Annotated in this window: 25 protein-coding genes and 1 tRNA gene; 19 read left to right on the plus strand and 7 right to left on the minus strand. The window is 56.2% G+C overall.

The annotated features are described in order from the left end of the window. The first annotated feature begins 157 nt into the window (after nucleotides 1-157). On the plus strand, nucleotides 158-739 hold the full coding sequence (locus BSK21_RS07315) for a DUF882 domain-containing protein (RefSeq protein ID WP_067545421.1): 582 nt from the start codon (nucleotides 158-160) through the stop codon (nucleotides 737-739). A 51-nt stretch (nucleotides 740-790) separates the two neighbouring features. On the opposite strand, the gene BSK21_RS07320 is transcribed toward BSK21_RS07315, so the two are convergent. Both BSK21_RS07320 and BSK21_RS07325 read right to left on the minus strand, forming a co-directional pair. Next, the gene (locus tag BSK21_RS07320; RefSeq protein ID WP_067545424.1) at nucleotides 791-1,492 is read right to left on the minus strand and encodes a hypothetical protein; all 702 of its coding nucleotides are present in this window, start codon (nucleotides 1,490-1,492) and stop codon (nucleotides 791-793) included. A 74-nt stretch (nucleotides 1,493-1,566) separates the two neighbouring features. Then, nucleotides 1,567-2,397, minus strand: coding sequence for a LysR family transcriptional regulator (locus BSK21_RS07325; protein ID WP_232230456.1), 831 nt, complete (start codon nucleotides 2,395-2,397; stop codon nucleotides 1,567-1,569). 223 nt (nucleotides 2,398-2,620) lie between these two features. Here BSK21_RS07325 and BSK21_RS07330 point away from each other — a divergent pair, with 223 nt between their 5' ends. The 5 genes from BSK21_RS07330 (at nucleotide 2,621) to pxpA (ending at nucleotide 6,764) form a co-directional block, all read left to right on the plus strand. Then, the gene (locus BSK21_RS07330; RefSeq protein ID WP_067545431.1) at nucleotides 2,621-3,010 is read left to right on the plus strand and encodes a helix-turn-helix domain-containing protein; all 390 of its coding nucleotides are present in this window, start codon (nucleotides 2,621-2,623) and stop codon (nucleotides 3,008-3,010) included. Between the two features lie 111 nt (nucleotides 3,011-3,121). Continuing rightward, nucleotides 3,122-4,204, plus strand: coding sequence for a methyl-accepting chemotaxis protein (locus BSK21_RS07335; RefSeq protein WP_067545434.1), 1,083 nt, complete (start codon nucleotides 3,122-3,124; stop codon nucleotides 4,202-4,204). 75 nt (nucleotides 4,205-4,279) lie between these two features. Further along, nucleotides 4,280-5,005 (plus strand): allophanate hydrolase subunit 1, encoded by a 726-nt coding sequence (locus BSK21_RS07340; protein WP_067545437.1) that lies wholly within the window; start codon nucleotides 4,280-4,282, stop codon nucleotides 5,003-5,005. Continuing rightward, a complete protein-coding gene (locus BSK21_RS07345) occupies nucleotides 5,002-6,012 on the plus strand; it encodes a biotin-dependent carboxyltransferase family protein (RefSeq protein WP_067545440.1) in 1,011 nt (336 codons plus the stop codon). Before BSK21_RS07340 ends, BSK21_RS07345 begins: the two co-directional genes overlap by 4 nt. Then, nucleotides 6,009-6,764 (plus strand): LamB/YcsF family protein, encoded by a 756-nt coding sequence (pxpA, locus tag BSK21_RS07350; RefSeq protein WP_067545443.1) that lies wholly within the window; start codon nucleotides 6,009-6,011, stop codon nucleotides 6,762-6,764. Before BSK21_RS07345 ends, pxpA begins: the two co-directional genes overlap by 4 nt. Nucleotides 6,765-6,883: 119 nt before the next feature. Here the strand turns inward: pxpA and BSK21_RS07355 are convergent, their stop codons facing one another. Continuing rightward, nucleotides 6,884-10,498: a vitamin B12-dependent ribonucleotide reductase gene (locus BSK21_RS07355; RefSeq protein WP_067545446.1), complete on the minus strand. Its 3,615-nt coding sequence runs from the start codon at nucleotides 10,496-10,498 to the stop codon at nucleotides 6,884-6,886. A gap of 668 nt (nucleotides 10,499-11,166) precedes the next feature. On the opposite strand from BSK21_RS07355, the gene BSK21_RS07360 reads away from it, so the two are divergent. From BSK21_RS07360 to BSK21_RS07400, 9 genes are all read left to right on the plus strand, one after another. Then, complete coding sequence (locus BSK21_RS07360) at nucleotides 11,167-11,649, plus strand: Lrp/AsnC family transcriptional regulator (RefSeq protein WP_067545449.1); 483 nt, start codon at nucleotides 11,167-11,169, stop codon at nucleotides 11,647-11,649. A 157-nt stretch (nucleotides 11,650-11,806) separates the two neighbouring features. Next, the gene (locus tag BSK21_RS07365; RefSeq protein ID WP_067545452.1) at nucleotides 11,807-12,946 is read left to right on the plus strand and encodes a glycine cleavage T C-terminal barrel domain-containing protein; all 1,140 of its coding nucleotides are present in this window, start codon (nucleotides 11,807-11,809) and stop codon (nucleotides 12,944-12,946) included. A gap of 55 nt (nucleotides 12,947-13,001) precedes the next feature. Next, nucleotides 13,002-13,802 carry an enoyl-CoA hydratase gene (locus BSK21_RS07370; protein ID WP_067545455.1) on the plus strand — a complete coding sequence of 267 codons (801 nt, stop codon included), beginning with the start codon at nucleotides 13,002-13,004 and terminating at the stop codon, nucleotides 13,800-13,802. A gap of 3 nt (nucleotides 13,803-13,805) precedes the next feature. Then, nucleotides 13,806-15,434 (plus strand): acyl-CoA synthetase, encoded by a 1,629-nt coding sequence (locus BSK21_RS07375; RefSeq protein ID WP_067545458.1) that lies wholly within the window; start codon nucleotides 13,806-13,808, stop codon nucleotides 15,432-15,434. A 356-nt stretch (nucleotides 15,435-15,790) separates the two neighbouring features. Then, nucleotides 15,791-16,801, plus strand: coding sequence for an AraC family transcriptional regulator (locus BSK21_RS07380; protein ID WP_067545461.1), 1,011 nt, complete (start codon nucleotides 15,791-15,793; stop codon nucleotides 16,799-16,801). A 95-nt stretch (nucleotides 16,802-16,896) separates the two neighbouring features. Then, nucleotides 16,897-17,262, plus strand: coding sequence for a glycine zipper family protein (locus BSK21_RS07385; RefSeq protein WP_067545464.1), 366 nt, complete (start codon nucleotides 16,897-16,899; stop codon nucleotides 17,260-17,262). A gap of 240 nt (nucleotides 17,263-17,502) precedes the next feature. After that, nucleotides 17,503-17,703, plus strand: coding sequence for an NmrA family NAD(P)-binding protein (locus tag BSK21_RS16160; protein ID WP_067545467.1), 201 nt, complete (start codon nucleotides 17,503-17,505; stop codon nucleotides 17,701-17,703). Between the two features lie 2 nt (nucleotides 17,704-17,705). Then, a complete protein-coding gene (locus BSK21_RS07395) occupies nucleotides 17,706-18,365 on the plus strand; it encodes a DUF4386 family protein (RefSeq protein ID WP_067545470.1) in 660 nt (219 codons plus the stop codon). A gap of 119 nt (nucleotides 18,366-18,484) precedes the next feature. Beyond that, complete coding sequence (locus BSK21_RS07400; protein ID WP_156529498.1) at nucleotides 18,485-19,732, plus strand: hypothetical protein; 1,248 nt, start codon at nucleotides 18,485-18,487, stop codon at nucleotides 19,730-19,732. Between the two features lie 330 nt (nucleotides 19,733-20,062). Here the strand turns inward: BSK21_RS07400 and BSK21_RS07405 are convergent. From BSK21_RS07405 to pdxH, 4 genes are all read right to left on the minus strand, one after another. Continuing rightward, nucleotides 20,063-20,139, minus strand: a tRNA-Pro gene (locus BSK21_RS07405). Between the two features lie 57 nt (nucleotides 20,140-20,196). After that, entirely contained in the window at nucleotides 20,197-20,643 is a 447-nt protein-coding gene (locus BSK21_RS07410; protein ID WP_231924662.1) for a DUF192 domain-containing protein, read from the minus strand. Nucleotides 20,644-20,651: 8 nt separating this feature from the next. Next, entirely contained in the window at nucleotides 20,652-21,185 is a 534-nt protein-coding gene (locus BSK21_RS07415) for a cold-shock protein (protein ID WP_067545479.1), read from the minus strand. Between the two features lie 104 nt (nucleotides 21,186-21,289). After that, a complete protein-coding gene (gene pdxH / locus BSK21_RS07420; protein WP_067545481.1) occupies nucleotides 21,290-21,895 on the minus strand; it encodes a pyridoxamine 5'-phosphate oxidase in 606 nt (201 codons plus the stop codon). A 148-nt stretch (nucleotides 21,896-22,043) separates the two neighbouring features. Here pdxH and fabI point away from each other — a divergent pair, with 148 nt between their 5' ends. The 4 genes from fabI to BSK21_RS07440 all read left to right on the plus strand — a co-directional run bounded on the left by fabI (nucleotide 22,044) and on the right by BSK21_RS07440 (nucleotide 26,062). After that, entirely contained in the window at nucleotides 22,044-22,850 is an 807-nt protein-coding gene (gene fabI / locus BSK21_RS07425) for an enoyl-ACP reductase FabI (protein ID WP_067545484.1), read from the plus strand. 3 nt (nucleotides 22,851-22,853) lie between these two features. Further along, entirely contained in the window at nucleotides 22,854-23,468 is a 615-nt protein-coding gene (locus BSK21_RS07430) for a LysE family translocator (protein WP_067545487.1), read from the plus strand. Between the two features lie 12 nt (nucleotides 23,469-23,480). Then, nucleotides 23,481-23,993: a xanthine phosphoribosyltransferase gene (gpt, locus tag BSK21_RS07435; protein ID WP_067545490.1), complete on the plus strand. Its 513-nt coding sequence runs from the start codon at nucleotides 23,481-23,483 to the stop codon at nucleotides 23,991-23,993. Between the two features lie 227 nt (nucleotides 23,994-24,220). Then, nucleotides 24,221-26,062 (plus strand): peptidylprolyl isomerase, encoded by a 1,842-nt coding sequence (locus BSK21_RS07440; protein ID WP_067545493.1) that lies wholly within the window; start codon nucleotides 24,221-24,223, stop codon nucleotides 26,060-26,062. Nucleotides 26,063-26,068: the final 6 nt, after the last annotated feature.

Here is a 26,068-nt window from a genome sequence, read left to right on the forward strand (position 1 = left end):
AATTTTCGCCTATTTGACCTTTGTTAACGGACGCTAGGGCATTCTTTGGTTGGTTCAGGAATCAGTCTGTGCCATAAAGTTCCTGCATCTGGGGATGAGATGAAAACAAAACCTGCACGCCACAGCAGGTGATAGCGACGGGACAGGCGCTTCAACTATGACGACAACGAATACCTCGGGAATTTCTCGTCGCGATCTCCTTCGTGCGTTCGCCGCGACCGCTGTATCGGCAGCTCCGGCTTTTACCCCTACATTCGGTCAAGCGGCAGGGTTCCTGCGCGGCGCTGGTGATGTTCGTCGGATTAAGATGTATTCTGGCCGCACCGGTGAAAAGATCGATATGATCTACTGGATCGAAGGCGACTATATCGCTGAATCGGTCAACCAGATCGTCCACTTCATGCGTGATTGGCGGAATAACAAAACCATCGCTATCGACACGCGTACCATCGATATTATGGCAGCCTCGCACAACCTGCTCGACGTCACTGAACCTTACATGCTGCTGTCGGGCTATCGCTCTCCAGAAACCAACGCAATGCTGCGCCGCCAATCTTCTGGCGTTGCGCGCAATTCTCTCCACATGCGCGGTCAGGCTGCTGACCTCCGTCTGGCGAGCCGTTCTGTCAACCAGATCGCAAGCGCCGCACAATCCTGCAACGCGGGTGGCGTTGGCCGTTATGCGGGTTCGAACTTCGTCCACATGGACTGCGGTCAGGTCCGCACATGGAACGGCTAAACGCTACGCAAAGAACGGAAAAACAGGCGCCCTCTCGGGCGCCTTTTTCATTTACGCCATGACCGTTTCAGCAGGAATGGTCAGGAGGTACCGTAGGTCATCGCGGTTCATCCAACACATATGCGCCACCATCGGATCGGGGCGATCCTTGGCATACCAACTCAGCGCGGCAGGTTCGGAATGCATATAGCCTTCCCGTTCACCTAAGCCCTTGAACGCGAGCTTTTTGATGATGAACCCGATCATGTGATCAGGCGACCACGTCATCAGAGCCGTGGCGAGAGCAAGCCGCGCCAGAATGCTCGACATACCTGTTCCGCGGTAGGCAGGATCGCTGATCATCCAGACGTCACCGTGATAGGCACAGGTGCCCGTCATACGCCGCGCACTCGGTCCGGGGGAATAGAAAGAGCGGTCGAAGTCGATCGGCAAACCCGCAGGCGGAAAGGCCACGTATTGGTCACGGAAATAGTCGGCGAGGCTCTGCCCCTCGATCCGCAATAGGCGCACCGCTTGGGTAAAAACGAGCCGCCCGTCACGGTCCCAACCTAGAAACCAAAACCCATCATCAGGGTGAATCGCGTTAAGGTTTGGGTCGAACGGCACCCCAATCGGCTGAGGCCGATGCGCGGCGATTGTTTCGGCATAGTAATCAAAGTCGGACCCCGACTCTAACCGAATGCCATATTTTTCCGCCAAAGTTACAATGGTGGCTACATAAAGCGCACCTTCAAAAGAATCATGGATGGTCATTGTCTACACTCCAAGGCTAATCATCCTTGGAGCCATCTTGTGATCCACGACCGTTAATAAATGGTTTACCAGTGTTAACGAATATCCATGAGCAGGTCGCTCGGCATCCGTTCAATCTCTTCTCTGGGTAGTCCGTCGATGCAAAGGTCATAGGTGCGCACCACGACCGACACCAAACCACGGCTCTGATCGGGGAAACGACACCCCAGTAGCAATCGTTGATAGCTAATCGGCACGGCGGCACCGCCCTTTTCACGCGGAAGCTCCGACACGATGTGATCGAGCCGCACGCCTTCGGTGCGTTTCACCTCCTCAAACGGGGCAACGAGCAACCGCCCGAACCCATGCCCGCCGGGAAGATCAGCGGATTTCAGGCCGATACTGCTCAGCGCCCAATCGCGCCCGAACCATGACGAATATGAGGACTCCGCTCCGACCTCCACACAGATCCATTCTTCGCCCAAACGACGGAAAACCACCACAGCCGCACGGACCGCCTGAAACTCTGGCGCTTCAATCCGTCCCTCAGACGCGACCCACGCGTTAAAACAATCCCGCAACAACGAAGGCCCACCGTCCCAAATCCGACTGATCGGCTGTTGCTGTAGATGATAATAGTGGCCGTTCGTCTTTTCGCTGCGCAATTGATCCAGCCCACGCACCTGCCCCGACTGGTTTTTCATCCATGCATCCGACAGCGCCACAATATCGAGAGCCCCCTCCAATGCATCGCGCCCCGCATCAGTCAAAGCGTATTGGCGGTCGTTCACAGAGAACAACTCGGTCCCCCGATACTCTTCCAGTGCGCGAATGTGCCGACGGACCGTTTGACGCGTGCTATTCAACCGAGAGACGGTCCTTGAGAGGTTCAATTCCTTTGCCAAAACCGTGAACGAACGGAGCATCTCATAAAATAACGCAGCTGTTTTTGGCTCGCCCATCTCAATGCTCCATAAGAAAATAACGTCAAAGCAACGTGTTACGGTCGAATCTTGCACCGCTCAATTTGATGGGTGATTTATGCACCATCGAGCGGTGATAGTTCAACCACTTTTAGTTGTATTTAACACGTTGAAACATAACCGTTGAGGCGAGATTTTCTCTTGCAGAAGTTGTAGGGGAAACACCATGCCGCATCCTATCGATGATTTTGTTGCCCAGAAAATTCGCAACGCCCGCCTTATGCGCGGTCTGACGCAATCTGGTCTGGCCGCACAAATCGGGTGTTCGTTCCAACAGTTGCAGAAATACGAAGCCGGCCAAAACCGCGTCTCCGCCAGCCGTCTTTACCAAATCGCAACCGCACTGGACGTATCGCCTGGTTACTTTTTTGAAGGCGTCGATGATCGAGCCCCGTCGGACGATATCGACACCACCACATCGCGTATTTTGTTTGCGCTCGCTCGCGTGGAGAGCCCACAGATCAAAGAAACACTCTGCCGCATGGTTCAAGCCATTGCGAAAACAGAAGAAATGGACGGCGATTACGATGCGCCGACCTATGCGAAAACGGCCTGAACTAAGTCGTTTTCTCGCTAAATAAAGTCACGGTTGCGCCGTTGAACCCTTTGTTAGGTGACAACAGGCAAGGCAACCGTGATGACTTTAATCCCCCCAAAGTGGCCATTGATGATCCGTACTGCGGTATTCAGTATAATTTTGAACATCGTCTTCGGGTCAATTGTTGGGTTCACCTATCCTTACTGGTCCGATACCCTCGGCAACCCGGCCATAGCCATCTCGCTGATCTGGATCGGCGGAAGCATCCTGACGGCCTATATTTTGCTTCGTTGGTCTCGCAGTAGCATTCGTCCGCTTGCCAAGCTCTATCGTGCTGTTCGCAAAATGGCTGATGAAAAAGACCTTAGTGTTCAGTTGCCCGAAGCTCCGACTGGCGACCTTTCCCGCACCACCATTGCGATCACCGATTTGATCAACCTGATCCGAGGCGTGATCACCGAGGTGACCAAAGAAATCGACGTCGCTGACAACGCAGCTGAGACGATCTACAACAGCACCCATAACCTGCACCAAAACGCCGAACGCCAGTCCAGCACGGTCGAGCAATTGTCCTCCTCGATCGAAGAAACCGCATCCATGGTGCGCTCTAATGCGAAATCAGCGAGCACAGCAAACGACCTCGCGCGACGTACCGCGACCATTGCCAACGACGGCCAGTCGCAGGTTGAAAACATGGTTATTGCCATGGACGAGATCGACAAATCCTCTCGCGCGATCATTCAGATTATCAAAGTGATCGACGAAATCGCGTTTCAAACCAACCTCCTCGCGCTGAACGCTGCGGTCGAAGCCGCACGCGCAGGCCAACACGGTCGTGGTTTTGCGGTCGTGGCCCAAGAGGTCCGCAACCTCGCTGCGCGCTCGTCGAAGGCTGCGGGTGAGACATCACGTCTAATCGAGACATCGCGTAAACAGGTTGAAATTGGTGTTACGACATCGGCAACGACCCGCGAAACATTCGAGAAAATCGCTGGTGAGATTATCACCGTTGCCGATCGCATCGAAGAGATCACCCTCGCAAGCTCTGAACAGACTCGTGCTGTGGATCAAATCAACTTGGCGATGAGTGAGATCCAGAAACTCACGCTCGAAAATCAACAGCAGGCCGAGACGCTGGCGTCTGGTGCTACACGAATGCGTAGCGGCACCCAGCGCATTCGTGGCTCTGCTCGCTCGTTGAAAACCGCGTAATCTGACTAAGGCGTTGACGATCACCGCGGGTTTCCCCACAAATCCGACCATGTCGTCAACGCGTTACGCCACATCATGATGCCCTTGCCTGAAATCCTTCCGTTTGGTTTGGATGCCGTTCTTGTGCGGTTCGAGGCGACCATGTCGGATCAGGCCAATCGGGCGGCTTTGGGCTTTGCTGCGCATATTCGCAACAGCACCCTACCGTTTATCGAAGTGTCGAGCACACTTGCCTCTGTGACGCTAAGATTTGATCCCTTTGCGGTTGGGTTGGATGAGATTACCGCGCTGCTCCAACAGCACCTCAGGACCCAAGATTGGGGCGCCGTCGCCATGCCCTCGGGTCGAAAACTCTGGCGCGTCCCTACCTGTTACGGTGGCGATCATGGTCCGCAATTGGCTGAGGCCGCAGAACTCGCGGGGCTTTCGACGGAGGCCGCGATTGATGCACTCGGCGTGTCACGGGTGCGCGTTTTGACCATCGGGTTTGCGCCAGGTTTGCCGTATCTCGGCACGCTGCCGCCCGAATGGAACATCCCCCGCCAAACCGCTCTCACACCCAAAGTTCCCGCTGGTGCATTGGTCGTCGCCATCCGTCAGTTCGTGGTTTTTGCAAACGCGTCACCCACAGGCTGGCGCTGGATCGGTCAAACCGCCCTACCTTTGTTTGATCCGACACGTAGCCCCGCGTCGCTGTTTTCCCCAGCGGATGAGGTCATCTTTACCCCCGCGTCAGAGGCTGAATTCGCAACCGCCCGAACAGCCCCCTTTGGCGGCGCAACGTGGGAGGATGTGGAATGACCACGCTCACCATCCACCGCGCTGGCCCTGCGATGACGGTCCAAGACCTCGGTCGCGAGGGGTATCTGTCGATTGGCCTTCCCCGTGGCGGCGCCGCTGACCGCAAGGCCATATGCGAAAGCGCCGCCCTCCTCGGTCAATCGCCCGATCATGCGGTGATCGAAATGGCGGGTATGGGTGGCGTGTTTTCCGTCAGTCAGCCGACCCGCATTTCCCTCACGGGTGCGCCGATGCGAGCCACGATTGGTGACAGGACGCTGGTTTGGAACGCCTCTCACCTCCTCATGCCCGAGGACCGCCTGACGATCGGCCCTGCGCTCTCTGGTGTTTATGGCTACATCGGCTTTGGCGGTGGCATCGCAACGGATCCCGTGATGGGCAGCCGTTCGACCCATCTCACCTGTGGCATCGGCGCATTGCTCGAAATTGGCACAACCCTGCCCCTAGGCCCAGATCGGAATGCGGATCGGGTCGGGATGATCCTGCCAACAGACAATCGATTTGAAGGCGGCACCATACGCTACATCAACGGACCACAGACAGCACTATTCGATGATGCAACCCGCGCACGGTTCACCCAAACCGAATTCATCCGCGATCCCGCCGCAAATCGCCAAGGTGTAAAACTGAACGGCTCAGGCACAGGGTTCGCGACGGCCGATCAATTAAACATCCTCTCCGACGCGATCCAGCCCGGCGACATCCAAATGACAGGCGATGGCGTTCCCTTTGTTCTGCTGCCTGAATGCCAAACCGTCGGCGGCTATCCACGGATCGGCACCGTTATTCCGCAGGACATTCCAAAGGTCGCGCAGGCCCCAGCGGGTGCAAAAATACAATTCACCTGCATCACCCGCAAAGACGCGCTATCCTCGTATCAAAGCCCCGCAGGACTGACCCTCAACCTCTCAGCGCTGTGTAAACCGTTGATCCGCGACCCCGCGCAAATGGCGGACCTGCTCAGCTACCAACTTATTTCCGGCATGATCACAGGATGGGACGCATGAAAACGATCGATCTGAATTGCGACATGGGCGAAGGCAGCACCGAGGCGGAGGTGCTCTCGGAACTCGCGATGCTCGATATTGTCAGCTCTGCTAATGTGAGTTGCGGCGCCCACGCAGGCGATGCGCGTCTCATGTCTCGCGTCATGCAAACCGCATTGGACAAAGGCGTCGCCATCGGTGCCCACCCAGGATTTGAGGATCGCGCGAACTTCGGACGGACCGAAATGACGCTCTCCCCCTCTGACCTCACCGCGATCATCCGTTACCAAGTCGCTGCCTCGGACGGGGTCTGCCGTGCCTTGGGCGGGTCGCTGTCACATCTTAAACTGCATGGTGCGATGGCAAACATGGCGTCACGCGACGAGGATATGGCGCTCACCTGCTACCGTGCCGCACGGTCAGTCTGCCCTGACCTACCGCTTATGGTGATCGCAGGCACGGCCCAAGCACGGGCGGCTGCCAGCCTCGGCGGTCCTGTGATCTCAGAGATTTTCGCCGACCGAAGCTACGAATCCGACGGTGCCCTCACCCCACGCGGTCAAGACGGCGCAGTCATCCACGATCCCGACCTCGCCGCGACCCGTATTCTGCAAATGCTTGAGGCGGGCGCGATCCTGCCACGCACGGGCGATCCGATCCCCGTCGCCATCGACACGATCTGTGTGCATGGCGATACCGCTGGTGCCGTGGCCATCGCCCAAAGCATCCGAGACCGCCTGACCGCTGCGGGCTATTCCATAACCGCTAAATAAAGAATGGGGGGCGCTTGGCCCCCCAGTTCCACGGATCGGGTGGAGTTATATACCGCCCGATTGCTTTTTGCCTGTATCCCGATCCGCGTCGGGGGCGAACGCATCCGCCCCTGAAACTCTTAGCTGCAGCCCGATGTGCCGCCGCATGTATTGCACTTCATGCAGGTGCCATTGCGCACCAAAGTGTAGTTGCCGCAATCCCCACAAGGATCACCCTCGTAGCCTTGCATTTTCGCTTTGTCACGTGCCGACATCGTGGTCACGGTGCCGACGGCGGTTTCCGTCTTAGCGGTGACAACTTTGGTCTGCTGAATCTCTTCTACAGCCGTTGCACTAAACACGTTCAAGTCCTGTGGCAAGCGCTTCCGAAGGTAACCCGTCGAAGAGATTTGTTTCAGCACTTCCAACGACTTAGAGGCCGCACTTTCACTAGGTGATTTGACGTTCGAGATACCTTCCGCTTCGCCACGACCCAGATCATCGAACGCAGCACCCTGCGGTTTCACATGCGCCAGATCGGTCCGGTCGAGGTAGGACACTGCGAGCTCGCGGAAGATATAGTCGAGGATCGAAGTCGCCGACTTGATCGAGTCGTTCCCCTGCACCATCCCAGCGGGTTCAAACTTGGTAAAGGTGAACGCATCGACGAACTCTTCGAGCGGCACGCCGTATTGCAGACCGACCGAGACCGCGATGGCAAAGTTGTTCATCATCGCGCGGAAGCCAGCACCCTCTTTGTGCATATCGAGGAAAATCTCACCGAGGCTACCGTCGGCATATTCTCCGGTCCGAAGATAGACCTTGTGACCACCCACGACCGCCTTTTGGGTGTACCCCTTACGGCGTTCTGGCATCTTTTCGCGATGGCTGCGCACGATCTCTTTGACGATGACCTTTTCAATCACCTTCTCAGCCAACACCGCAGCTTTTTCCATCGGGTTGCCAGATTCGAGGATCTCAGCCGCCTCTTCGTCATCCTCAACCAGCGCCGCAGCGAGAGGCTGCGACAGCTTCGACCCATCACGGTAGAGCGCGTTCGCTTTGACGCCGAGGCTCCACGACAATTCGTAAGCCTTCTGGCAGTCTTCAATCGTCGCATCATTCGGCATGTTGATCGTCTTAGAGATCGCACCAGAGATGAACGATTGCGCCGCTGCCATCATAGTGATGTGGCTGTTAACCGACAGATAACGCTTGCCTTTTTTGCCACAGGGGTTGGCGCAGTCAAAGACGTTGTAGTGCTCTTCTTTCAGGTGCGGCGCACCTTCCAGCGTCATGGTGCCACAAACATGGTCATTCGCGGCATCGATCTCTGCCTTAGAAAAACCGAGGTGACGCAGCAAATCAAACGACGGGTCGTTCAGTTTCGCAGCAGGAATACCGAGGGTTTTCTGGCAGAACTCTTCACCCAGCGTCCACTGGTTGAACACAAAGCGAATATCAAAGGCCGATTTCAGCGCAGCTTCGACTTTGTCGATCTCGCTTTGACCGAAACCATGACCGATTAGCGCAGTGTGGTTAATCGCTGGGGCCTGACCGATCGAGCCATGACCAACCGCATAGGCGATGATCTCTTCGATTTCGGCAGAGCTATATCCAAGCGTTTCCAACGCAGACGGAACAGATCGGTTAATGATCTTAAAGTAGCCGCCACCTGCGAGTTTTTTGAACTTCACGAGAGCAAAGTCAGGCTCAATCCCCGTGGTGTCACAGTCCATAACCAGACCGATCGTCCCCGTCGGCGCGATCACAGAGACCTGCGCGTTGCGGTAGCCGTGCTTTTCACCCAGTGCCAGCGCCTGATCCCATGCCTCTGTCGCGATCTGAACCAGACGCGCGTCTGGGCAGTTCACGTGGTCGAGCGGCACAGGCTTCACCGCGAGGCCTTCATAGCCATCCGCATTGCCATGTGCCGCGTTGCGGTGGTTCCGAATAACGCGGAGCATATGCTCTTTGTTGCGCTCGTAGCCTTCGAACGCACCCAACTCGCCCGCCATTTCAGACGAGGTCGCATAGGACACGCCCGTCATGATCGCGGTCAGGGCAGCGCCCATCGCACGGCCTTCGTCGCTGTCGTAGCCAAAGCCCATGTTCATCAGAAGACCACCGATGTTCGCATAGCCAAGGCCAAGCGTGCGGAACACATAGGACAGCTGCGCGATTTCTTTGGACGGGAACTGCGCCATCATCACAGAGATTTCGAGCGTCACGGTCCAAAGACGTGTCGCGTGGATATACTGCTCAACGTTGAACTCGCCGTTCTTGTAGAACTGCAAGAGGTTCATCGATGCGAGGTTACAGGCCGTATCGTCGAGGAACATATATTCCGAACAGGGGTTCGACCCACGGATCGCGCCATCCTCTGGGCAGGTGTGCCATGCGTTGACGGTGTCGTGGAACTGGATACCCGGATCAGCACACGCCCATGCTGCGTGTCCAACCTGTTCCCATAGATCGCGCGCTTTGACGGTTTTCGAAACGGTGCCGTCTTTGCGGTTGATCAGGTCCCAATCCGCATCGTCCTTGATCGCCTGAAGGAAGGCATCGGTCACGCGGATCGAGTTGTTGGAGTTCTGACCCGACACAGACGCATAAGCCTCAGAGTCCCAGTCAGTGTCATAGGTCGGGAATTCGATGCTGGTGTGGCCCTGTTTCGCGTAGTCCAGAACGCGTTTGATGTAGGTTTCCGGGATCGCGACTTTCTTTGCCTCACGAACAGCGGTTTTGAGGCTCTCGTTCTTGGTCGGATCATAGGCATCAGCCTCTGCCCCATCCCAAGTGTTGATCGCCTTAAAGATCGCATTCAGCTTCTGTTCGTGCATCTTCGAACCAGCGACGATCGACGCCACTTTCTGTTCTTCGATGACCTTCCAGTTGATGAAGTCTTCGATATCGGGGTGATCGGCATCGACGATCACCATCTTCGCTGCTCGACGGGTTGTGCCGCCTGATTTGATCGCGCCAGCCGCACGATCACCAATTTTGAGGAAGCCCATCAGGCCCGACGATTTACCGCCGCCCGACAGCTTTTCACCTTCACCACGCAGCGACGAGAAGTTCGTGCCGGTGCCAGAGCCGTATTTGAACAGGCGCGCTTCACGAACCCAAAGGTCCATGATCCCGCCCTCGTTCACCAGATCGTCAGCGACGGACTGGATAAAGCAAGCGTGCGGCTGCGGATGTTCGTAAGCAGAATTCGATTTAACCAGTTTCCCAGTTTTGTAGTCGACATAGTGGTGGCCTTGCGCCGGACCATCAATGCCATAAGCCCAATGCAGACCAGTGTTGAACCACTGCGGGCTGTTCGGTGCGGCCATCTGATTGGCCAGCATGAACCGCATCTCATCATAATAGGCACGAGCGTCGTCCTCGGTAGTGAAATAACCACCCTTCCAGCCCCAGTAGCACCATGCACCAGCCAGACGGTCGAACACCTGCTTTGCGCTGGTTTCGCCCGACATCTCTGCGCCTTCGGCAGGGACTGAGCGCCACAGGAACTCTGGCACGTCCTTTTCACGGACCTTAGTCATCGCGCTCGGCACGCCAGCCTTACGGAAGTATTTCTGCGCAATCACGTCAGAGGCAACTTGGCTCCACTTCGACGGAACCTCGCAATCGTCCAGCTTGAACACGATCGTTCCATCGGGATTGCGAATTTCGGATGTCGTCGTGCGGAAATCAATATCCGCGTAAGCGTCTTGTCCTGCTTTGGTGAAAATGCGTTCGATCTTCATCGTACTTGGCCCCTAACACACGACCGTCTGCGCGGCCTGCCGATCTACTTCAAGGCGCAACACGCCCCAATTCCCTGGTGCCAAATGAACCTAAGCTTGGGCCAAGCGACACCGTTCAGGGAAACACCCTGCTAAAACGGCACACTGTGCCGGTCGTTACGGTTGGTAGTCTGTCCTGACCCAAGTGGCACCACATGTTGTAGCGACCCACTCGGCAGGCACAAACTGACAAAACTACCCCTTGGGGGTCAATCAATTTTTTCGACAAAATGTTGGATAATCTAACTTGACGCACGCAAGTGGTTAAAACCGCTCGATTCATCCACAGCCTTGCCCACAGCTTAGACAAAGGTTTTCTCATCTTAGGTTACGCAAAACAAACCTAAAGAAGTAATCGTTATCCAATTGGATAAACCCTAACGCCGAAACCACCGCGAAAAATAGAATCGCGCCAGACCCACAGGCTTCCTGCAGATTGATTGAATTGACCGTCTTTCCATAAATAGATTGTTTAAATAGTGAGAACCCTTGAGCCCCCCGCAAACACGCGCACAAACGGCTTTGAAAAGGATTATTTTGGGGCGACGTAAAAGCATTGCATCAAATCGTTTTGTAGATATGACAGATGGGTTGTTGTCTTGATCGACTAGCGTTTGAGGAAGCTGCTCTTGAAAAAATCTGCTCTTGATGGTGCTGATCTGCGCATTCTCGCCGCCGTGCAATCGCATGGGCAACTCAGCAAGACAAAGCTCGCCGAACTGGTCAACCTATCGCCGACCCCCTGCTGGGAACGCCTGACCAAGCTCAAACTCGCAGGCTACATCACAGGCTACAGAGGCGAGATCGCACTAAATAAGCTCTGTGATTTTACGATGGTCGTGGTGACTGTTTCGCTAGCCCATCATCGGAAAACCGATTTTGAACGGTTCGAAGCACAAGTTCAGGCGATGGATGAGATCATTGATTGCGTCGCCACAGGCGGCGGCATGGACTATGTTCTCAAGGTTGTCGCGCCAACGCTTGCGGCCTTTCAGGGCGTATTAGATCGCCTCTTTGCAATCGATGTCGATGTGGACCGTTACATGACATACATCGCCACCCGTCAGATCAAGTCGACCGTTCCAAACCTGACCAATCTGGTCGCGCGCTGACCCTCCGACTGGATGGTCGGAATTTGGATTTCTCTTTAGCCTAAACAGTCGCCTTTCATCCGCGTTTTCAGTCCATCGCACTGAAAACGCGGCGCTAAATGTTTTGTCCAGAACAGCGCGGCAGTGGAAATCGCCGCCGATCAGGAAGGATAAAACAATGCAATCTGATGACTTCGGCTTTGGCACACAAATTCGCAAATCCCCCTACTTCGACGCAACCGTGCGGTGGGGGGCTCAGGGATTTTCGGTGTACAATCACATGTATATTCCGCGCGATTTCGGCGATCCGGTACAGAACTTCTGGAACCTTGTGAATGACGCGATCCTGTGTGACGTCGCCGTCGAGCGTCAGGTCGAAATCACAGGACCGGACGCAGCCAAGTTCGTGCAAATGCTGACGCCGCGTGATCTGTCGACCATGGGTGTCGGGCAGTGCAAATACATCCTCATCACCAACGCAGACGGCGGTCTCCTCAACGACCCAATCCTGCTGCGCTTGGCCGAGAACCACTTCTGGATCTCGCTTGCGGACAGCGACATCCTACTTTGGGCCCAAGGCGTAGCGATCCATTCCGGACTAGATGTGTCGATCTGCGAACCTGACGTGTCACCGTTGCAGCTTCAGGGGCCCAAATCGGGCGAAATCATGCGTGCCCTATTCGGTGACAGCATTATGGACCTGAAATATTACTGGCTCCGAGAAGTAGACCTAGACGGAATCCCGCTCATCGTGTCGCGGACAGGTTGGTCGAGCGAACTGGGCTACGAACTCTATCTGCGTGACAGCGCTCATGGGGATGCGCTGTGGGAACGGATCATGGCGGCTGGACTACCGTTTGGCTTGAAACCCGGTCACACCTCGTCGATCCGCCGCATCGAAGGCGGGATGTTGTCGTATCACGCCGACGCAGACATCCACACAAACCCGTTCGAGCTGGGCTTTGACCGTCTAGTGAACCTCGATATGGAAGCCGATTTCATCGGTAAGGCTGCGCTCCGCAAGATCAAAGAAAACGGCGTCACCCGAACTCAGATCGGTCTGATTATTGATGGTGAACCGCTCAAGGGTCCGAACACCACATTCTGGGCGATCAAGGTCGGTGAGGACACGATCGGCAAAGTGACCTCAGCGGTGTATTCGCCACGCCTCGATCAGAATATCGCGCTGGCAATGGTGTCGGTAGACCACGCACAAATCGGCAAAGAGGTCGAGGTCGTGACCCGCTCTGGCCCCGTCCGCGCAACAATCTGCGAACGCCCCTTCTTTGACCCCAAAAAGAAAATCGCAGCCGCTTAACCTTCTTTACTACGGCGGGGTCGCGACGGCCCCGCCCTTTCACACAGAGCCTTTGATGATGACCAAACAACTTGTGCAGCAAACCATCACATCCGACGGTGTGCTAAAACTGACCCTCGACGACAACAGCCGTCGCAACGCTTTATCCGAAGCCATGTTGTCCGAGCTTCAGTCCCTGATTAACGCGGCCTGCTCTGACCCTTCGGTGCGCGTCATCGTCCTCGCTGCGAACGGCCCCGCGTTTTGTGCCGGTCACGACCTGAAAGAAATGACAGCAGGCCGCGCAGACAAAGACGGCGGTCAGGCCTATTTCGAAAAGATCATGTCGATGTGTTCGGGCGTGATGTATTCCATCGTTAATTGCCCCAAACCCTTTATCGCCGAAGTCGCAGGCGTCGCCACCGCCGCGGGCTGCCAATTGGTCGCGAGCTGCGATCTGGCCATCGCGGCAGAAACCGCGAAATTCAGCACGCCGGGTGTCCATATCGGCCTGTTCTGTTCAACCCCCATGGTCGCGCTATCGCGAAACGTCGCGAGCAAACACGCCATGGAGATGCTTCTCTTAGGTGATCTGATTTCAGCAGAGCGCGCGGCGGAAATGGGCCTTGTGAACCTTTGCGTGCCAGTCGAAGACCTGAGCAAAACCACCCTCGCTTGGGCGCAAAAAATCGCATCCAAATCCAGTATGACTTTGGCCACGGGGAAGAAGGCCTTCTACGTCCAAAAGCAAATGGGATTGGCAGAGGCCTATACCTACGCCTCCAACGTGATGGTGCAAAATATGCTCACGCAAGACGCGGCAGAGGGCATCGGCGCCTTTATTGATAAACGCAGCCCTGCATGGAAGGACGCGTAATCCATGACAAAGCAGTTCTACAATCACGACCTCGAACGGACACCTGCAAACCATCAACCCCTCACTCCTCTGACGTTTCTTGAGCGGGCGGCGAGTGTTTTCCCCGATCACACCGCGATCGTGCATGGAAAACTGCGCCGAACCTATGCGGAATTTTACGACAGATCGCGTCAGCTCGCGTCTGCTTTAGCAGGCAAAGGGATCACGCGCGGTGATACTGTGTCCGCCCTTCTCGCGAACACACCTGCCATGCTCGAATGCCATTACGGCGTACCCATGTGCGGTGGGGTTCTCCATTCGATCAACACCCGCCTTGACGCTGCGATCATTGCGTTCCAACTCGACCATGCGATGTCAAAGATCGTGATTGTCGATCGCGAATTCATGCCATTGATGCAGGAGGCTCTCGCCATTGCTGAGGGTTCACCTGTTGTCATCCAGTATGACGATCCCGAATTCACACTAAAAACACCTGCGATTGACGCACTGGACTATGACGCCTTTGTCGCCTCGGGTGATCCGGAATTCGAATGGTTGATGCCCGAAGACGAATGGGACGCTATTTCGATCAACTACACATCGGGAACCACGGGCGATCCCAAAGGTGTCGTTTCGCATCACCGTGGCGCCTATCTCCTTGCTCAAGGCAATGCCTTGACCACCTCAATGCAGAAACACGCTGTCTATCTGTGGACCCTCCCGATGTTCCACTGCAATGGCTGGTGTTTTCCATGGACGCTCTCTGCGATCATCGGCACCCATGTGTGCCTGCGTCAAGTTCGGGCCGAACCGATCTGGTCTGCCTTGGCCCAAGAAAAGGTGTCGCATCTTTGCGGCGCGCCCATTGTCATGTCGCTCCTCATTTCGGCGCCAGAAGATGAAAAGCGCGACCTAGATCATACTGTCCAGTTTTTCACTGCAGCCGCGCCGCCACCCGAAAAGCTCCTCGCTGATATGAACGAGGCGGGTTTTGACGTCACTCACCTCTATGGCCTGACAGAAACCTACGGGCCTGCTGTAGTGAACGACTGGCACGATGAATGGTCGACAAAACCGAATGCAGAGCAAGCCGCCCTTAAATCGCGACAAGGGGTGAGATACCTGCCCCTAGAACAGCTCGACGTTTTGGACCCAGAAACCATGCAACCCGTGCCCCGCGATGGCAAAACCATGGGTGAAGTGATGTTCCGCGGCAACGTCGTCATGAAGGGATATTTCCGCAATCAGAAAGCTACAAAAGAGGCCTTTGAAGGTGGTTGGTTCCATTCTGGCGACCTCGGCGTGCGGTATCCAGACGGCTACATCCAACTCAAAGACCGCTCCAAAGACATCATTATTTCGGGTGGAGAGAACATTTCCTCGATCGAAGTAGAGGAAGTGCTTTATCGCCATCCAGATGTCAGCGTCGCTGCTGTCGTCGCTATGCCACATGAAAAATGGGGGGAAACCCCCTGCGCCTTTATCGAACTGGCCGCAGGACGTTCGGTAGACAGTGAAGAGCTACGCCAATGGTGTCGCGATCACCTCGCCCCATATAAGGTGCCTGGAAAATTCGTCTTCACCGAAATCCCGCGCACCTCGACGGGCAAGATCCAAAAGTTCCAGATGCGAGAGCAAGCAAAGCTGCTCTAGTCCAAAGGTTCTTTGAAACAAATAGGTTCGACGGGTGTAAAGTTGAGGGGCATTTACACTCGTCACTGAAACAATACCCAGCGAGAAAGGCATAATAACGGCTCTGCAGCATCACCCCGTCCCCTTCGAGCCTCGGCAAAGAGATCGTCGATCACGGTCGCGCGCACCAGTGGCGGTACCCGCGTGGTCCAGAGCAAAATGGTAAAACCAAAAGCTGCCATTCCCAAAATGGCGCGTAAAACCGTCATAAACACCTGCGTAGTCTTGTCCTTGGATCATGTCTCGGCACAGTATGCCTGTGTACGCGCAGATCGGCGTGACCAACGGCTCCATTTTTGACCTACAAGGACAATTGCATGTCTGATCAAACGATGGCTGCAGGTTTTGCGAAGGCCTTCCTCGACTATGCCGTGGACAAAGGTGCGCCTCGCGAGGGCTTGCTTTTGGCGGCCGCGCTTGAGGAAGCCGATCTAGCTGATCAGGACGCTCGCATTCCGACGCAGGCCTACCACCACATGATTGCTGCAGGGATTGAGGCCACGGGCGACACCTCCCTGCTGTTGCGCCACGTGCTCGACTCGCGACTGGAGACCATGTCTATCGTCGGACAGATTGTCCACGCGTCCTCCTCTTTCCCACATAGCCTTGGACAACTGAACCGCTACGCGCGTCTTATGGCGGATGTGCCGATCCCAAACGGGCGGGATCGGTTCGAAATCACACATGAGGGGGACGAGGTCTGGCTGGTCGATCACCGACCCAGCGATGGAACGTGGATGGCAACGGAGGCGAGTTTCGCCCATTTCATTTCCGAATTTCGTCGCTCTGCACCGGAACATCCGTTTGAACTGGCGCTCGAAGTCACTTATGCGCCGCCGCCCCACTCCAACCGATATCCCGACCTTTTTCGGGTGCCCGTCACATTTAATGCCGCACGAAACGCGCTCAGGATCAATCCGGTCTGGCTCGATGAAACCTTCGATGGCGGGAAGGATTATGTCTTTGGTGTCTTCACGCGGCACGCGGACGGGCTTTTGGAAGACCTCGCCAAGCGCCACACCGTGCGGTCATCCGTTGAGATGAGGATGCTCGCGGATCTTCACGAAGGATCGCTGTCGATGGATCTTATCGCGCGGGATTTGGGCATGAGCCGTCAGACGCTTTATCGCCGTCTCAAGGATGAGGGCGTCACCTTTGCTCAAGTACATGATGACCTGCGCCGCCGCATGGCGATGGACTATCTCAGCGCGCGTAAGGTCTCTGTCGGCGAAGCGGCCTATTTGCTCGGGTTTTCCGAAGCCTCCGCCTTTGTGCGTGCGTTCCGCCGCTGGACGGGCCTCAGTCCGACCACGTGGTTGGACCGTTGATGCGTGCGGTCAATTCTTTGATATGTGCGGTCATGCACTGACCAGACAGGGATCAGTAGACCCTCCCTCGAAACAACAGTCGAAGGAGATACGATATGAAACCTATTCTGATTGCCCCGCTTGCTCTGGCGACCCTGCTTGGGGCCTGTGCTGAGATGGGAACCGATGTGACGCCGGTTCTGGATGGCGCACCGACATCGCAATACCAACGCGACCTTGCAGAGTGCCGCGCTCTTGCCCGTGATCAGTCGCAGCTCCAACAGGAAACGATGGCCGCCGCTGTCATCGGTGCGGGGATTGGTGGTGTTCTGGGCGAAGTCGACGACGATGGCGACGCTTTGGGCGGTGCGATCGCGGGCGCCTTGGCAGGAACGGCAATGGGCGTAGGCGAGGCAAGTGAGACCCGCGAGACAATCGTTCTGAACTGCCTCCGAGGCCGAGGCCACGCAGTCGTAAATTGACGGAGATCACCATGCACAGCACCCACACCCGCTTTACAGAGCTCCACGATCTGCTGATCGGCGGACCGGATCGGCAGATCCCAGCGCGTAGGCCCACTCTGCCTCGGGCTCGCAGGCGACCTCGGAACCTGCTCTTGCACCTGTTTCGGTGGCCCCGACGATGACCAAGTGGGTCGCGGCGCGTCCTAATGGCCACCGCCGCCCTCAGCGTTGCCGTCTTCTGACCGAATGGAGAACACTATGACCGTACTTATTGCCGGAGCCACGGGCTACCTCGGGCGTTACCTCTGCGCCGAATACGCGCGCCGCGGTCGCCATGTCACTGCGCTGGTGCGCAACCCTGCGTGGGCGGTGGGTATCAAACGGTTCGGATCTCATCACCTGCAAGACCACTTTGAAACGCTCGCCGCCGATGCGGCAAACCACTCCAAAGGACATTGACCATGACCCTTCGCACCTTCGGTGGCCTCGCCGCCCTTACCTGCGCCGCAACTTATCTCGTCGGCTTTGCCCTGATCCTTACCCTGCTTGCCCCGCTCGGGTTCGGCACAAGCCAGATCGACACCGCCGCCGTCGTGGCCTTTATCGCAGAGCAACCCGGCGTGCTGATCGCTTGGAACACCACGATCTATGTGGTCAACGCACTGGCGCTGGTGCTGCTGGTCGTAACACTCTACCGCCGGATTGCTGCAGCGATGCCCGATGCCGCAGCTTTCACCGGCGCGATTGGCCTGATCTGGTCCACCCTCGTCCTTGGCGCTGGCATGATCGCCAATGTCGCCGTGGAGCAAACCCATGCACTTGCAGACAATCCCGAAGCCGCAGCGGAGCTTTGGCAAACGCTTCACGCCGTCGAACTCGGCCTCGGCGGCGGTAACGAGATCGCAGGGGGCGCATGGATTTTGGCGGTCAGTATTGCGGGTTTACGCAGTGGCACTTTGGGTCGCGTGATCGCAATGATCGGTACCGTCAGCGGTGCGGCGGGCCTCGCCACGATCCTACCTCCGCTCGGTGACAGTGCAGGCGCTGTCTTTGGCCTCGGTGCAATCCTGTGGTTCATCGCTGTTGGGGTTGCCCTATTACGTCCCTCTCCGCGCCCTTGAACGCAGTACTGATCTCGCAAAGTGCGAACGTCCTGTCATGATCAGAGCGCAACCCTCCGCTGGACCCCGATCTTCCTCAAATCGAAGTCACGGACTTTGACAGATGGCTCGACAACAGATTGAGCACCGGGGCCGACACGACATGGCTGTCAAACGCAACGATCTATAGTGCGGCCACGTTTTGCATGCTGCTGGGGAAAGCAGTCAGCAAAGGCGACGTTGAAACAGATCATCATTTGGTTGGTTTCAATATCCTCAAAGGGGGTAAAGAACACTTCGCACATGCTCTCCAAGACCTCATTGATAAAGAAGAAAGCCACAGCAAAGAGCTGAAGGGTATTTTCGGAGGGCTGTTCTACCGCGCTTCAGCTGTCAATTCGATTGACCTCCCCTGCTTTGGTCCGTTTGTAGACGTTCTTCGAGAGGTCGCCATCAATAACTGGCCATTCGATGAGGGCGATATCGTCTACGGCAAACCCGTCACAAATAGGGTTGTCTGTTCGGTTGAGACGGCAGGGCGAGAGATAGGAGTTCCCAGCGACACTCTTGCTCTGGTGCTCGAAGAGGCTGGCCTCATTAAACCGATACCGCGTGTCGCCATGCGTCGCTTCTTCAAGATACAGGACGCCACAGACCTTTTTGAGCAAATGCGGCACTGGGTGGATGCAACTCACATTCGGAAAAGTCATGGCCTTTCTCCGAGAGAGTTCGACGCGCTGGTCGCTGCCGGTTTCATATCGGCCCAGTCAAACGTCACTCGGCTTCATCGCAGATGGGTTCTCAATGGCCTCGCCTCACTGATAAAAGACTTGGACACCAGAGCCGAACCTACGACTGCAGGTAAAGGTCTTTCACAATCGTTGCTCTCGACGCAGACCAAAACAGGCGTATCGATCGCAGATCTGGTTCAGGCAGTCACAAACGGAAGTCTTCCCCTATATTTGGATCCTGCGGATCGAGGGTTTTCGAGGTTCCAATTGAACCTTGCGGACGTGCGCGACGTTCTGGGCCATCTTTTTGAAACACCAGACGAAGGATGGGTCGGCCTCTCTGAGTTCGGCCGAATGATTGGAATTCGTGAAACTCAACATCTCAAAGCTCTGTCGGCGACAGGCACCATCAAACTTGAAAAATACCGGAACCCCAAAACCGGCGTGATCCAAGAGGTTGTGACTCGACAAGCCATTGAGACTTTCCACAAGACCTTCACAACACCGAAAATCTTACAATCCACGTTTGGCGGAGCCTCAGTGACCTACCGAACAAAGCTCGAAAAGGCGGGCCTACACCCATTACGTCCAGAAGGCTGCGATATTGGGTCAGTATACGAGAAGGCGATTGCGACAAAGACTTGCGACCCGAATTAAAGGTCAGACAACACATGACCTGCCGCAAATCGACCTGACCTGACGTCGGTCGATTCTTCTCGATAGCGGCCAGCGTACGGACTGTATCTGCAGTTGGAAGTCTACGCCCAAGCAACAGGGTGAGCGGCCTGAGTCGACCAAGCGCCTTTATTTTAGAGCCACTGATCCTGTCTCGAAGACATCACACGATGAAACCAGAGCCGCCCGCTCTTGGTCAAAACTTCAAATTGCCAATAAATGTGTGGAAAGCTGACGAAACTGCTTGACACAAATTTGCACGAAAACGGCAGAATTTGCACACTTATGGTTAATCGGCACAATTTTCTGAAGTGGTCGGGGCGATAGGATTCGAACCTACGACCTACGGTACCCAAAACCGTCGCGCTACCAGGCTGCGCTACGCCCCGACTGCGCACCGTTTAGCGATGCTTTTCGGAATTGAAAAGCCCAAAGCGTGCTTTTTCTTAGTTACATGGCAAAGCGGCGTTTTCTCCGATGGATGGATGCTGCAAAACATCGCCTTCAGCGATGCCTAAACGCCCTGCAAGGCCACCATTTACCTCTAAAACGAACTGAACCTGTGCCCCACCGTCGATTGGCGTGCGGTCGAGCGGAATCGCATTGGGATGAATGCGGGTAATCGTGCCCGTCTCATCTGCGAAAATCATATCAAGAGGAATCAGTGTGTTGTGCATCCAGAACGCCACCTGATGCGGGCGCTCGTAAACGAACAGCATCCCCGCCATCGTCGGCATCTCTGGCACGTTCATCAGCCCTTGGGCCCGCTCATCCGCCGTATCCGCCACCTCAACGGTGAAACGCGCCTGACCAAAGTCACCCCTGACCAGTACCTTATCCAAAGAACAAGCCGCCGCAGCCGGTTGGGCCACGGCGGCTAGCGCTGCAATCACGAGCGATATTAATCGTCTAGCTGAATGCTTTCCCAAATCAGAACCTCGACCGCCAGTTTCCCGCGCTTCCCGTCGATGCTCTTCATGGCGATAGCTTCGCCTGGTTGCAGGTCAGCAAGGCCAGACCGGCGCAGAACTTCGATGTGCACAAAGATATCTTCGGACGAACCAAAGACATTGGCAAACCCAAATCCCTTACCTTTGTCGAACCATTTGACCCGAGCCGGTAAAATTGGCGTGTTATCGAGAACCTCTGGATCAACATCCACCAGATCCGCCAGCATACTCCCGTTAGCTGGCAACTCAGGTGGTGCAATCGCGATAACCTCGGTTGCTTGAAGACCACGATCCGTCTCTTGAACGAGAAGATCGATATCCGATCCATCCGCCACCGAACTCTGCCCAAAATTGCGTAGGACGTTTGCGTGCAACAAAATATCCGCGCCGCCTTCGTTTGACACGACAAAGCCAAAGCCTTTGCCAGGATCAAACCATTTTACACGCCCTTTGACAGGGCGTTCATTTATTGTGTCAGTCATCATTCTTTCAATCCCGCCACGGACCCCCATCCGGCCGCAGCTTCACCGCGTCAGCAGACCTGTTTTGTTCGCAAGAAACAAGTCCCACCAACGGCATTTTGATCAACTTAGGGATACAAACGGACCGCCGACCAAGGTGCATTTACACCTTCACGTGTCCACCTAAAGCGATCATGCAACCTAAACGCGCCATCAGCCCAGAACTCGATCTCGACCGGTGTGATACGAAACCCACCCCAGAACGGTGGGCGCGCCGGATTGATTCCCTCTTTAGCGGTAACAACAGCCACTTCGGCCATCAGAGTGCCCCGACTATCAAGAGGTTGCGATTGTTTCGACGCCCATGCCCCCAAACGGCTCTTGAGAGATCGCGAATGATAATATTCGTCCGCCTGCGGTCCGTCCTCGCGTTCGATGGTTCCGCGCACCCGGATTTGCCGACGAAGGGACTTCCAATGCATGACAAAGGCAGCCTTCCCTGCCCCCTCTAGCTCTTGGGCCTTTTTGCTTCCGTAGTTCGTGTAGAACACAAAGGCGTCGTCCTCGATCTCTTTGAGAAGCACCATACGCGCGTTCGGCAAACCGTCTGCGTCTACGGTCGACAGCGCGATAGCGTTCGGGTCATTGATCTCGCTTTTTTCGGCCTCAGCCAACCAATCCCGTGCCAATTGGAACGGATCGTCGCCTGCGAAAATGCCTGTGCGGTCACTCATGATACCCTCTTCTCATCAACAAGGTGGGGCGCGTAACAAGCGCGTTTTGATACAACAACTGTGACGTTGCGTCTCACACAGGCTTGAAGCGACTGGTCCAATCGCCTACACCGAAGCGATATAACGCGAAAGGGGCAAGGGGGACACAATGTCGTCGCAACTCATGCAGGGCAAGCGCGGGCTAATTATGGGCCTCGCCAATGACAAATCAATAGCTTGGGGCATCGCCAAGGCACTCGCAGACGCTGGTGCGGAACTTGCCTTTTCCTATCAGGGCGAAGCACTGCTGAAACGGGTTGGCCCGCTCGCAGCACAACTCGGCTCTGATACGGTTCTGCCGTGCGACGTGTCCGACATGGACTCGGTCGATGCGCTTTTCGCAGAGCTTGAGAAAAAATGGGGCAAGATGGACTTCATCGTCCACGCCATCGGTTTCTCTGACAAAAACGAACTGCGTGGCCGCTATGTGGACACCACCCGCGAAAACTTCCTGATGACGATGGACATCTCTGTTTATTCGTTCACGGCCGTAGTTCAGCGCGCAGCAAAGATGATGACCGACGGCGGGTCGTGCCTCACCCTCACCTACTACGGTGCAGAACGCGTGATGCCGCACTACAACGTCATGGGCGTCGCCAAAGCAGGCCTCGAGGCTTCCGTGCGCTACCTCGCCGAAGATCTGGGCAAAGACCGTATTCGCGTTAACGCAATTTCGGCTGGTCCGATCAAAACGCTGGCCGCATCTGGCATCGGTGACTTCCGTTACATCCTGAAATGGAACGAATATAACTCGCCGCTGCGCAAAAACGTTTCGATCGACGAAGTGGGCGGTTCCGCGCTCTACCTTCTGTCCGATCTCTCGACTGGCGTGACGGGCGAAACCCACCACGTTGACGCGGGCTACCACGTTGTCGGCATGAAAGCCGTCGACGCGCCTGACATGAACAAAGAGTAAACCATGACCGCCGCCGCATTTCTGTCGATCGTTCTGATCCACCTTGCGGCGGCGATTTCCCCTGGACCCAGCTTTGTCGTCGCTGTGCGCACCGCAGCCTCTGACGGGTTCAAGGTGGCAACTGCCCTCGCCCTCGGCTTCGGGCTCGGTGCGATCCTCTGGGCCACGGCGGCAATGGCTGGCCTCGCGCTTCTCTTCGAAATTCTCCCCTCGTTGTTCATCGGCCTGAAACTGGTCGGTGCCGCGTTCCTCTTTTGGATCGCCTACAACATGTGGAAACACGCGAGCGACCCGCTCGCAGAGCCGACACCGGGCGCAGCACCCCGCTCTGCCCTCTCTGCGATGCGTTACGGGTTCTTCACCTTCGCGTCCAACCCAAAGCCCGCTGTGTTCTTTGGCGCGGTTTTTGTCGGCCTCGTGCCGCATGACACGCCGTTGCCGTGGCGTCTTGCCATACTTGCGGCGGTTTTCGCCAATGAAACACTCTGGTATATCGTCGTTGCGCGGGTCTTTTCTCTGCCCCGTGCGCGTGCTGCCTATTTGCGACTAAAGGCCGGTGTTGACCGGATGTTCGGCGGGCTCCTTGCCCTGCTCGGCCTAAAAATCGCCCTGACGTAAAGGACTGACCGAATGGCAAAGAACGATCTTCTGCCCCACGAAAAAGGGTTCCATGTCTCTTGGGATCAAATCCACCGTGACAGCCGTGCGCTGGCATGGCGTCTAGACGGACAAGGTCCGGCAGAAGATGGATCGTGGAAAGCCATCGTCGCGATCACCCGTGGCGGCATGGCCCCTGCGATGATCATTGCACGTGAATTGGACGTGCGCACCATCGACACGATCAGCGTCAAATCTTACAACCACCAGAACCAATCCTCGGCTCAAGTGCTCAAGGCACCCGACGCAGAGATCATGGGGGACGGCACGGGGATCCTCGTCATCGACGACCTCGTGGACAGCGGCAAAACCCTCGAACTCGTCCGCGAAATGTACCCCAAAGCCCACTTCGCCACCGTCTACGCAAAGCCCAAAGGCCGCCCGCAAGTGGACACCTTCATCACCGAAGTGAGCCAAGATACATGGATTTTCTTCCCTTGGGATATGGCGCTGCAATACGTCCAACCTTATCGCGGCACCGATTAATCATCGGTTAAAATTGCACATTTCGAACATTTTAAGGCGCGAAAGACTATACTTTCGCGCCATTTTTATACAAAAGTATACATTTTTCCAGATTTCCGCGCCAATTCAAAAAACCGCGTTCCTTGGCGGTTTCCCGTGGCTCCCCGCTTGCACCTTATCGCCCGCCCGCCTATTCATTGCAGGCCTTGTTTGACAGGGTGAAGACATCAGTTTCAGGGGGGCCGCAGATGGCACGCGAAAAGAAGACAAAATTGGGCGTCTGGGTCATCTTGGGCCTTTTGTTCTTCAGCCTTGTCGGTTTCGGAACAACGAGCCTTTCGGGCCGAACCACCACCCTCGCAACGGTCGGTGACAAAGAAATCACCCTGAACCAATACGCGCTGGAACTGCGCCGCGGGATCGACACGTTTTCGGGGCAAATCGGCCAACCGCTTAGCTTTACCCAAGCGCAATCGCTCGGCATTGATCAGCAAGTTCTCAATGACATGATCAACATGCGCCTATTCGAAAACGAAGCCACGAACATGGGCGTTTCCATTGGTGACCAACGTTTGCGCGACCGCGTAACGTCGAACCCGAACTTCCAAGGCTTCTCTGGCACCTTCGACCGTGAAGCGTACCGCGATGTTCTGTCCCGCATGGGCACCCGCGAAAGCGATTACGAACAGTCGCTCCGCGATGAAATGGCCGCAACCGCGCTGCAAATCGGCCTCACTGCTGGCTATACCGTTCCCGCTGGATATATCGACGCGCTCGTGACCTACGCGGCTGAGCGCCGTGACATCACTTGGGTTCAGGTCACTAACGCCGCTCTGACCGATGCGATCCCTGCCCCAACTGAGGAAGACCTCGCAGCCTACCACGAAGGGCACCCTGCTGATTTCACCACGCTGGAAACCAAATCTATCGTCTACGCGGCCCTGACACCTGACATGCTGCTGCCAACGATCGAAGTGGACGAAGCCGCACTGCGTGACCTCTATGCACAGCGCACCGCTGACTATAACAGCCCAGAGCGTCGCTTGGTCGAACGTCTCGGCTTTGCGGATGAGGCCTCTGCCCAAGCCGCTATGGACGCGATCACCGCTGGCGAAACCGATTTTGACCAACTGGTTGAGGATCGTGGTCTGACGCTTGACGACGTTGACCTCGGCGATGTGGATCAGGTGCAACTGGCCGAAGCGGGCGCTGCTGTGTTTGCGGCGGCCTCTGGCGACGTTGTTGGCCCACTGCCGTCTCTGATCGGACCCTCGCTGTTCCGTATCAACGCCGTGCTCGAGGCTGAATCGATCCCATTCGAGGTTGCTGCCGATGAACTCCGCGCTGAACTGGGCCGTGACCGTGCCCGTCGTGTGATTGGCGATGCGGCAGAGCAAATGGCAGACCTTATTGCCGGCGGCGCTCGTGTTGAGGACCTTGCCGATCAAACCCAGATGGAGCTTGGCTCGATTGACTGGACAGTCGCCTCGACCGACGGCATGGCCGCGTACCCTGAATTTCGTCAGGCCGCCGCTGCTGCACCGATCGGTGCCTATCCTGAACTGATCGAAATGTCCGACGGCGGTATCTTTGCACTCCGCGTCGAAACGATCCAAGAGCCTGCGCTCCAGCCTCTTGAGGATGTTCTCGAGGACGTGACAGCCGCATGGACACGCGACACAACCCAAGCCGCGATCCTCGCCAAAGCCGAAGAGATGGCAACCGCCCTCTCCAACGGTTCGCAGTTCGGTGAATTTGGCCTCGCCCCAACCATCGACGTTGACGTCACCCGTCAGACCTTCCTCGACTACACCCCCGAAGGCTACATGACCCGCGTGTTCGAAACCGAGGCTGGCAATGGCTTTGCCCTGCCCTATGACGGCGGCGCTGTGCTGGCCCGTGTGGATGCCGTGAACGCACCGAACCTTGAGGACCCTGATGTGATCGCCCTGCGTGACCGTTTCGCGGCGCAGCTGTCGAACGGTGTGGCTCAGGACGCGATGCAGATCACGCTCAACACCCTGCGCGGTGAGACCGACATCAATGTTGTGCGCGAGGCCGTAAACGCGGTCCACGCTCAGATCCAATAAGGGAAC

The sequence above is a fragment of the Marivivens sp. JLT3646 genome (assembly GCF_001908835.1).
Taxonomy (GTDB): Bacteria; Pseudomonadota; Alphaproteobacteria; order Rhodobacterales; family Rhodobacteraceae; genus Marivivens; species Marivivens geojensis.

Coding starts and splice junctions, on each gene's coding strand:
- BSK21_RS07315 (WP_067545421.1), top strand. CDS start 158: ATGACGACAACGAATACCTCGGGAATTTCTCGTCGCGATCTCCTTCGT.
- BSK21_RS07320 (WP_067545424.1), bottom strand. CDS start 1,492: ATGACCATCCATGATTCTTTTGAAGGTGCGCTTTATGTAGCCACCATT.
- BSK21_RS07325 (WP_232230456.1), bottom strand. CDS start 2,397: ATGCTCCGTTCGTTCACGGTTTTGGCAAAGGAATTGAACCTCTCAAGG.
- BSK21_RS07330 (WP_067545431.1), top strand. CDS start 2,621: ATGCCGCATCCTATCGATGATTTTGTTGCCCAGAAAATTCGCAACGCC.
- BSK21_RS07335 (WP_067545434.1), top strand. CDS start 3,122: ATGATCCGTACTGCGGTATTCAGTATAATTTTGAACATCGTCTTCGGG.
- BSK21_RS07340 (WP_067545437.1), top strand. CDS start 4,280: ATGATGCCCTTGCCTGAAATCCTTCCGTTTGGTTTGGATGCCGTTCTT.
- BSK21_RS07345 (WP_067545440.1), top strand. CDS start 5,002: ATGACCACGCTCACCATCCACCGCGCTGGCCCTGCGATGACGGTCCAA.
- pxpA (WP_067545443.1), top strand. CDS start 6,009: ATGAAAACGATCGATCTGAATTGCGACATGGGCGAAGGCAGCACCGAG.
- BSK21_RS07355 (WP_067545446.1), bottom strand. CDS start 10,498: ATGAAGATCGAACGCATTTTCACCAAAGCAGGACAAGACGCTTACGCG.
- BSK21_RS07365 (WP_067545452.1), top strand. CDS start 11,807: ATGCAATCTGATGACTTCGGCTTTGGCACACAAATTCGCAAATCCCCC.
- BSK21_RS07370 (WP_067545455.1), top strand. CDS start 13,002: ATGATGACCAAACAACTTGTGCAGCAAACCATCACATCCGACGGTGTG.
- BSK21_RS07375 (WP_067545458.1), top strand. CDS start 13,806: ATGACAAAGCAGTTCTACAATCACGACCTCGAACGGACACCTGCAAAC.
- BSK21_RS07380 (WP_067545461.1), top strand. CDS start 15,791: ATGTCTGATCAAACGATGGCTGCAGGTTTTGCGAAGGCCTTCCTCGAC.
- BSK21_RS07385 (WP_067545464.1), top strand. CDS start 16,897: ATGAAACCTATTCTGATTGCCCCGCTTGCTCTGGCGACCCTGCTTGGG.
- BSK21_RS16160 (WP_067545467.1), top strand. CDS start 17,503: ATGACCGTACTTATTGCCGGAGCCACGGGCTACCTCGGGCGTTACCTC.
- BSK21_RS07395 (WP_067545470.1), top strand. CDS start 17,706: ATGACCCTTCGCACCTTCGGTGGCCTCGCCGCCCTTACCTGCGCCGCA.
- BSK21_RS07415 (WP_067545479.1), bottom strand. CDS start 21,185: ATGATGACTGACACAATAAATGAACGCCCTGTCAAAGGGCGTGTAAAA.
- pdxH (WP_067545481.1), bottom strand. CDS start 21,895: ATGAGTGACCGCACAGGCATTTTCGCAGGCGACGATCCGTTCCAATTG.
- fabI (WP_067545484.1), top strand. CDS start 22,044: ATGTCGTCGCAACTCATGCAGGGCAAGCGCGGGCTAATTATGGGCCTC.
- BSK21_RS07430 (WP_067545487.1), top strand. CDS start 22,854: ATGACCGCCGCCGCATTTCTGTCGATCGTTCTGATCCACCTTGCGGCG.
- gpt (WP_067545490.1), top strand. CDS start 23,481: ATGGCAAAGAACGATCTTCTGCCCCACGAAAAAGGGTTCCATGTCTCT.
- BSK21_RS07440 (WP_067545493.1), top strand. CDS start 24,221: ATGGCACGCGAAAAGAAGACAAAATTGGGCGTCTGGGTCATCTTGGGC.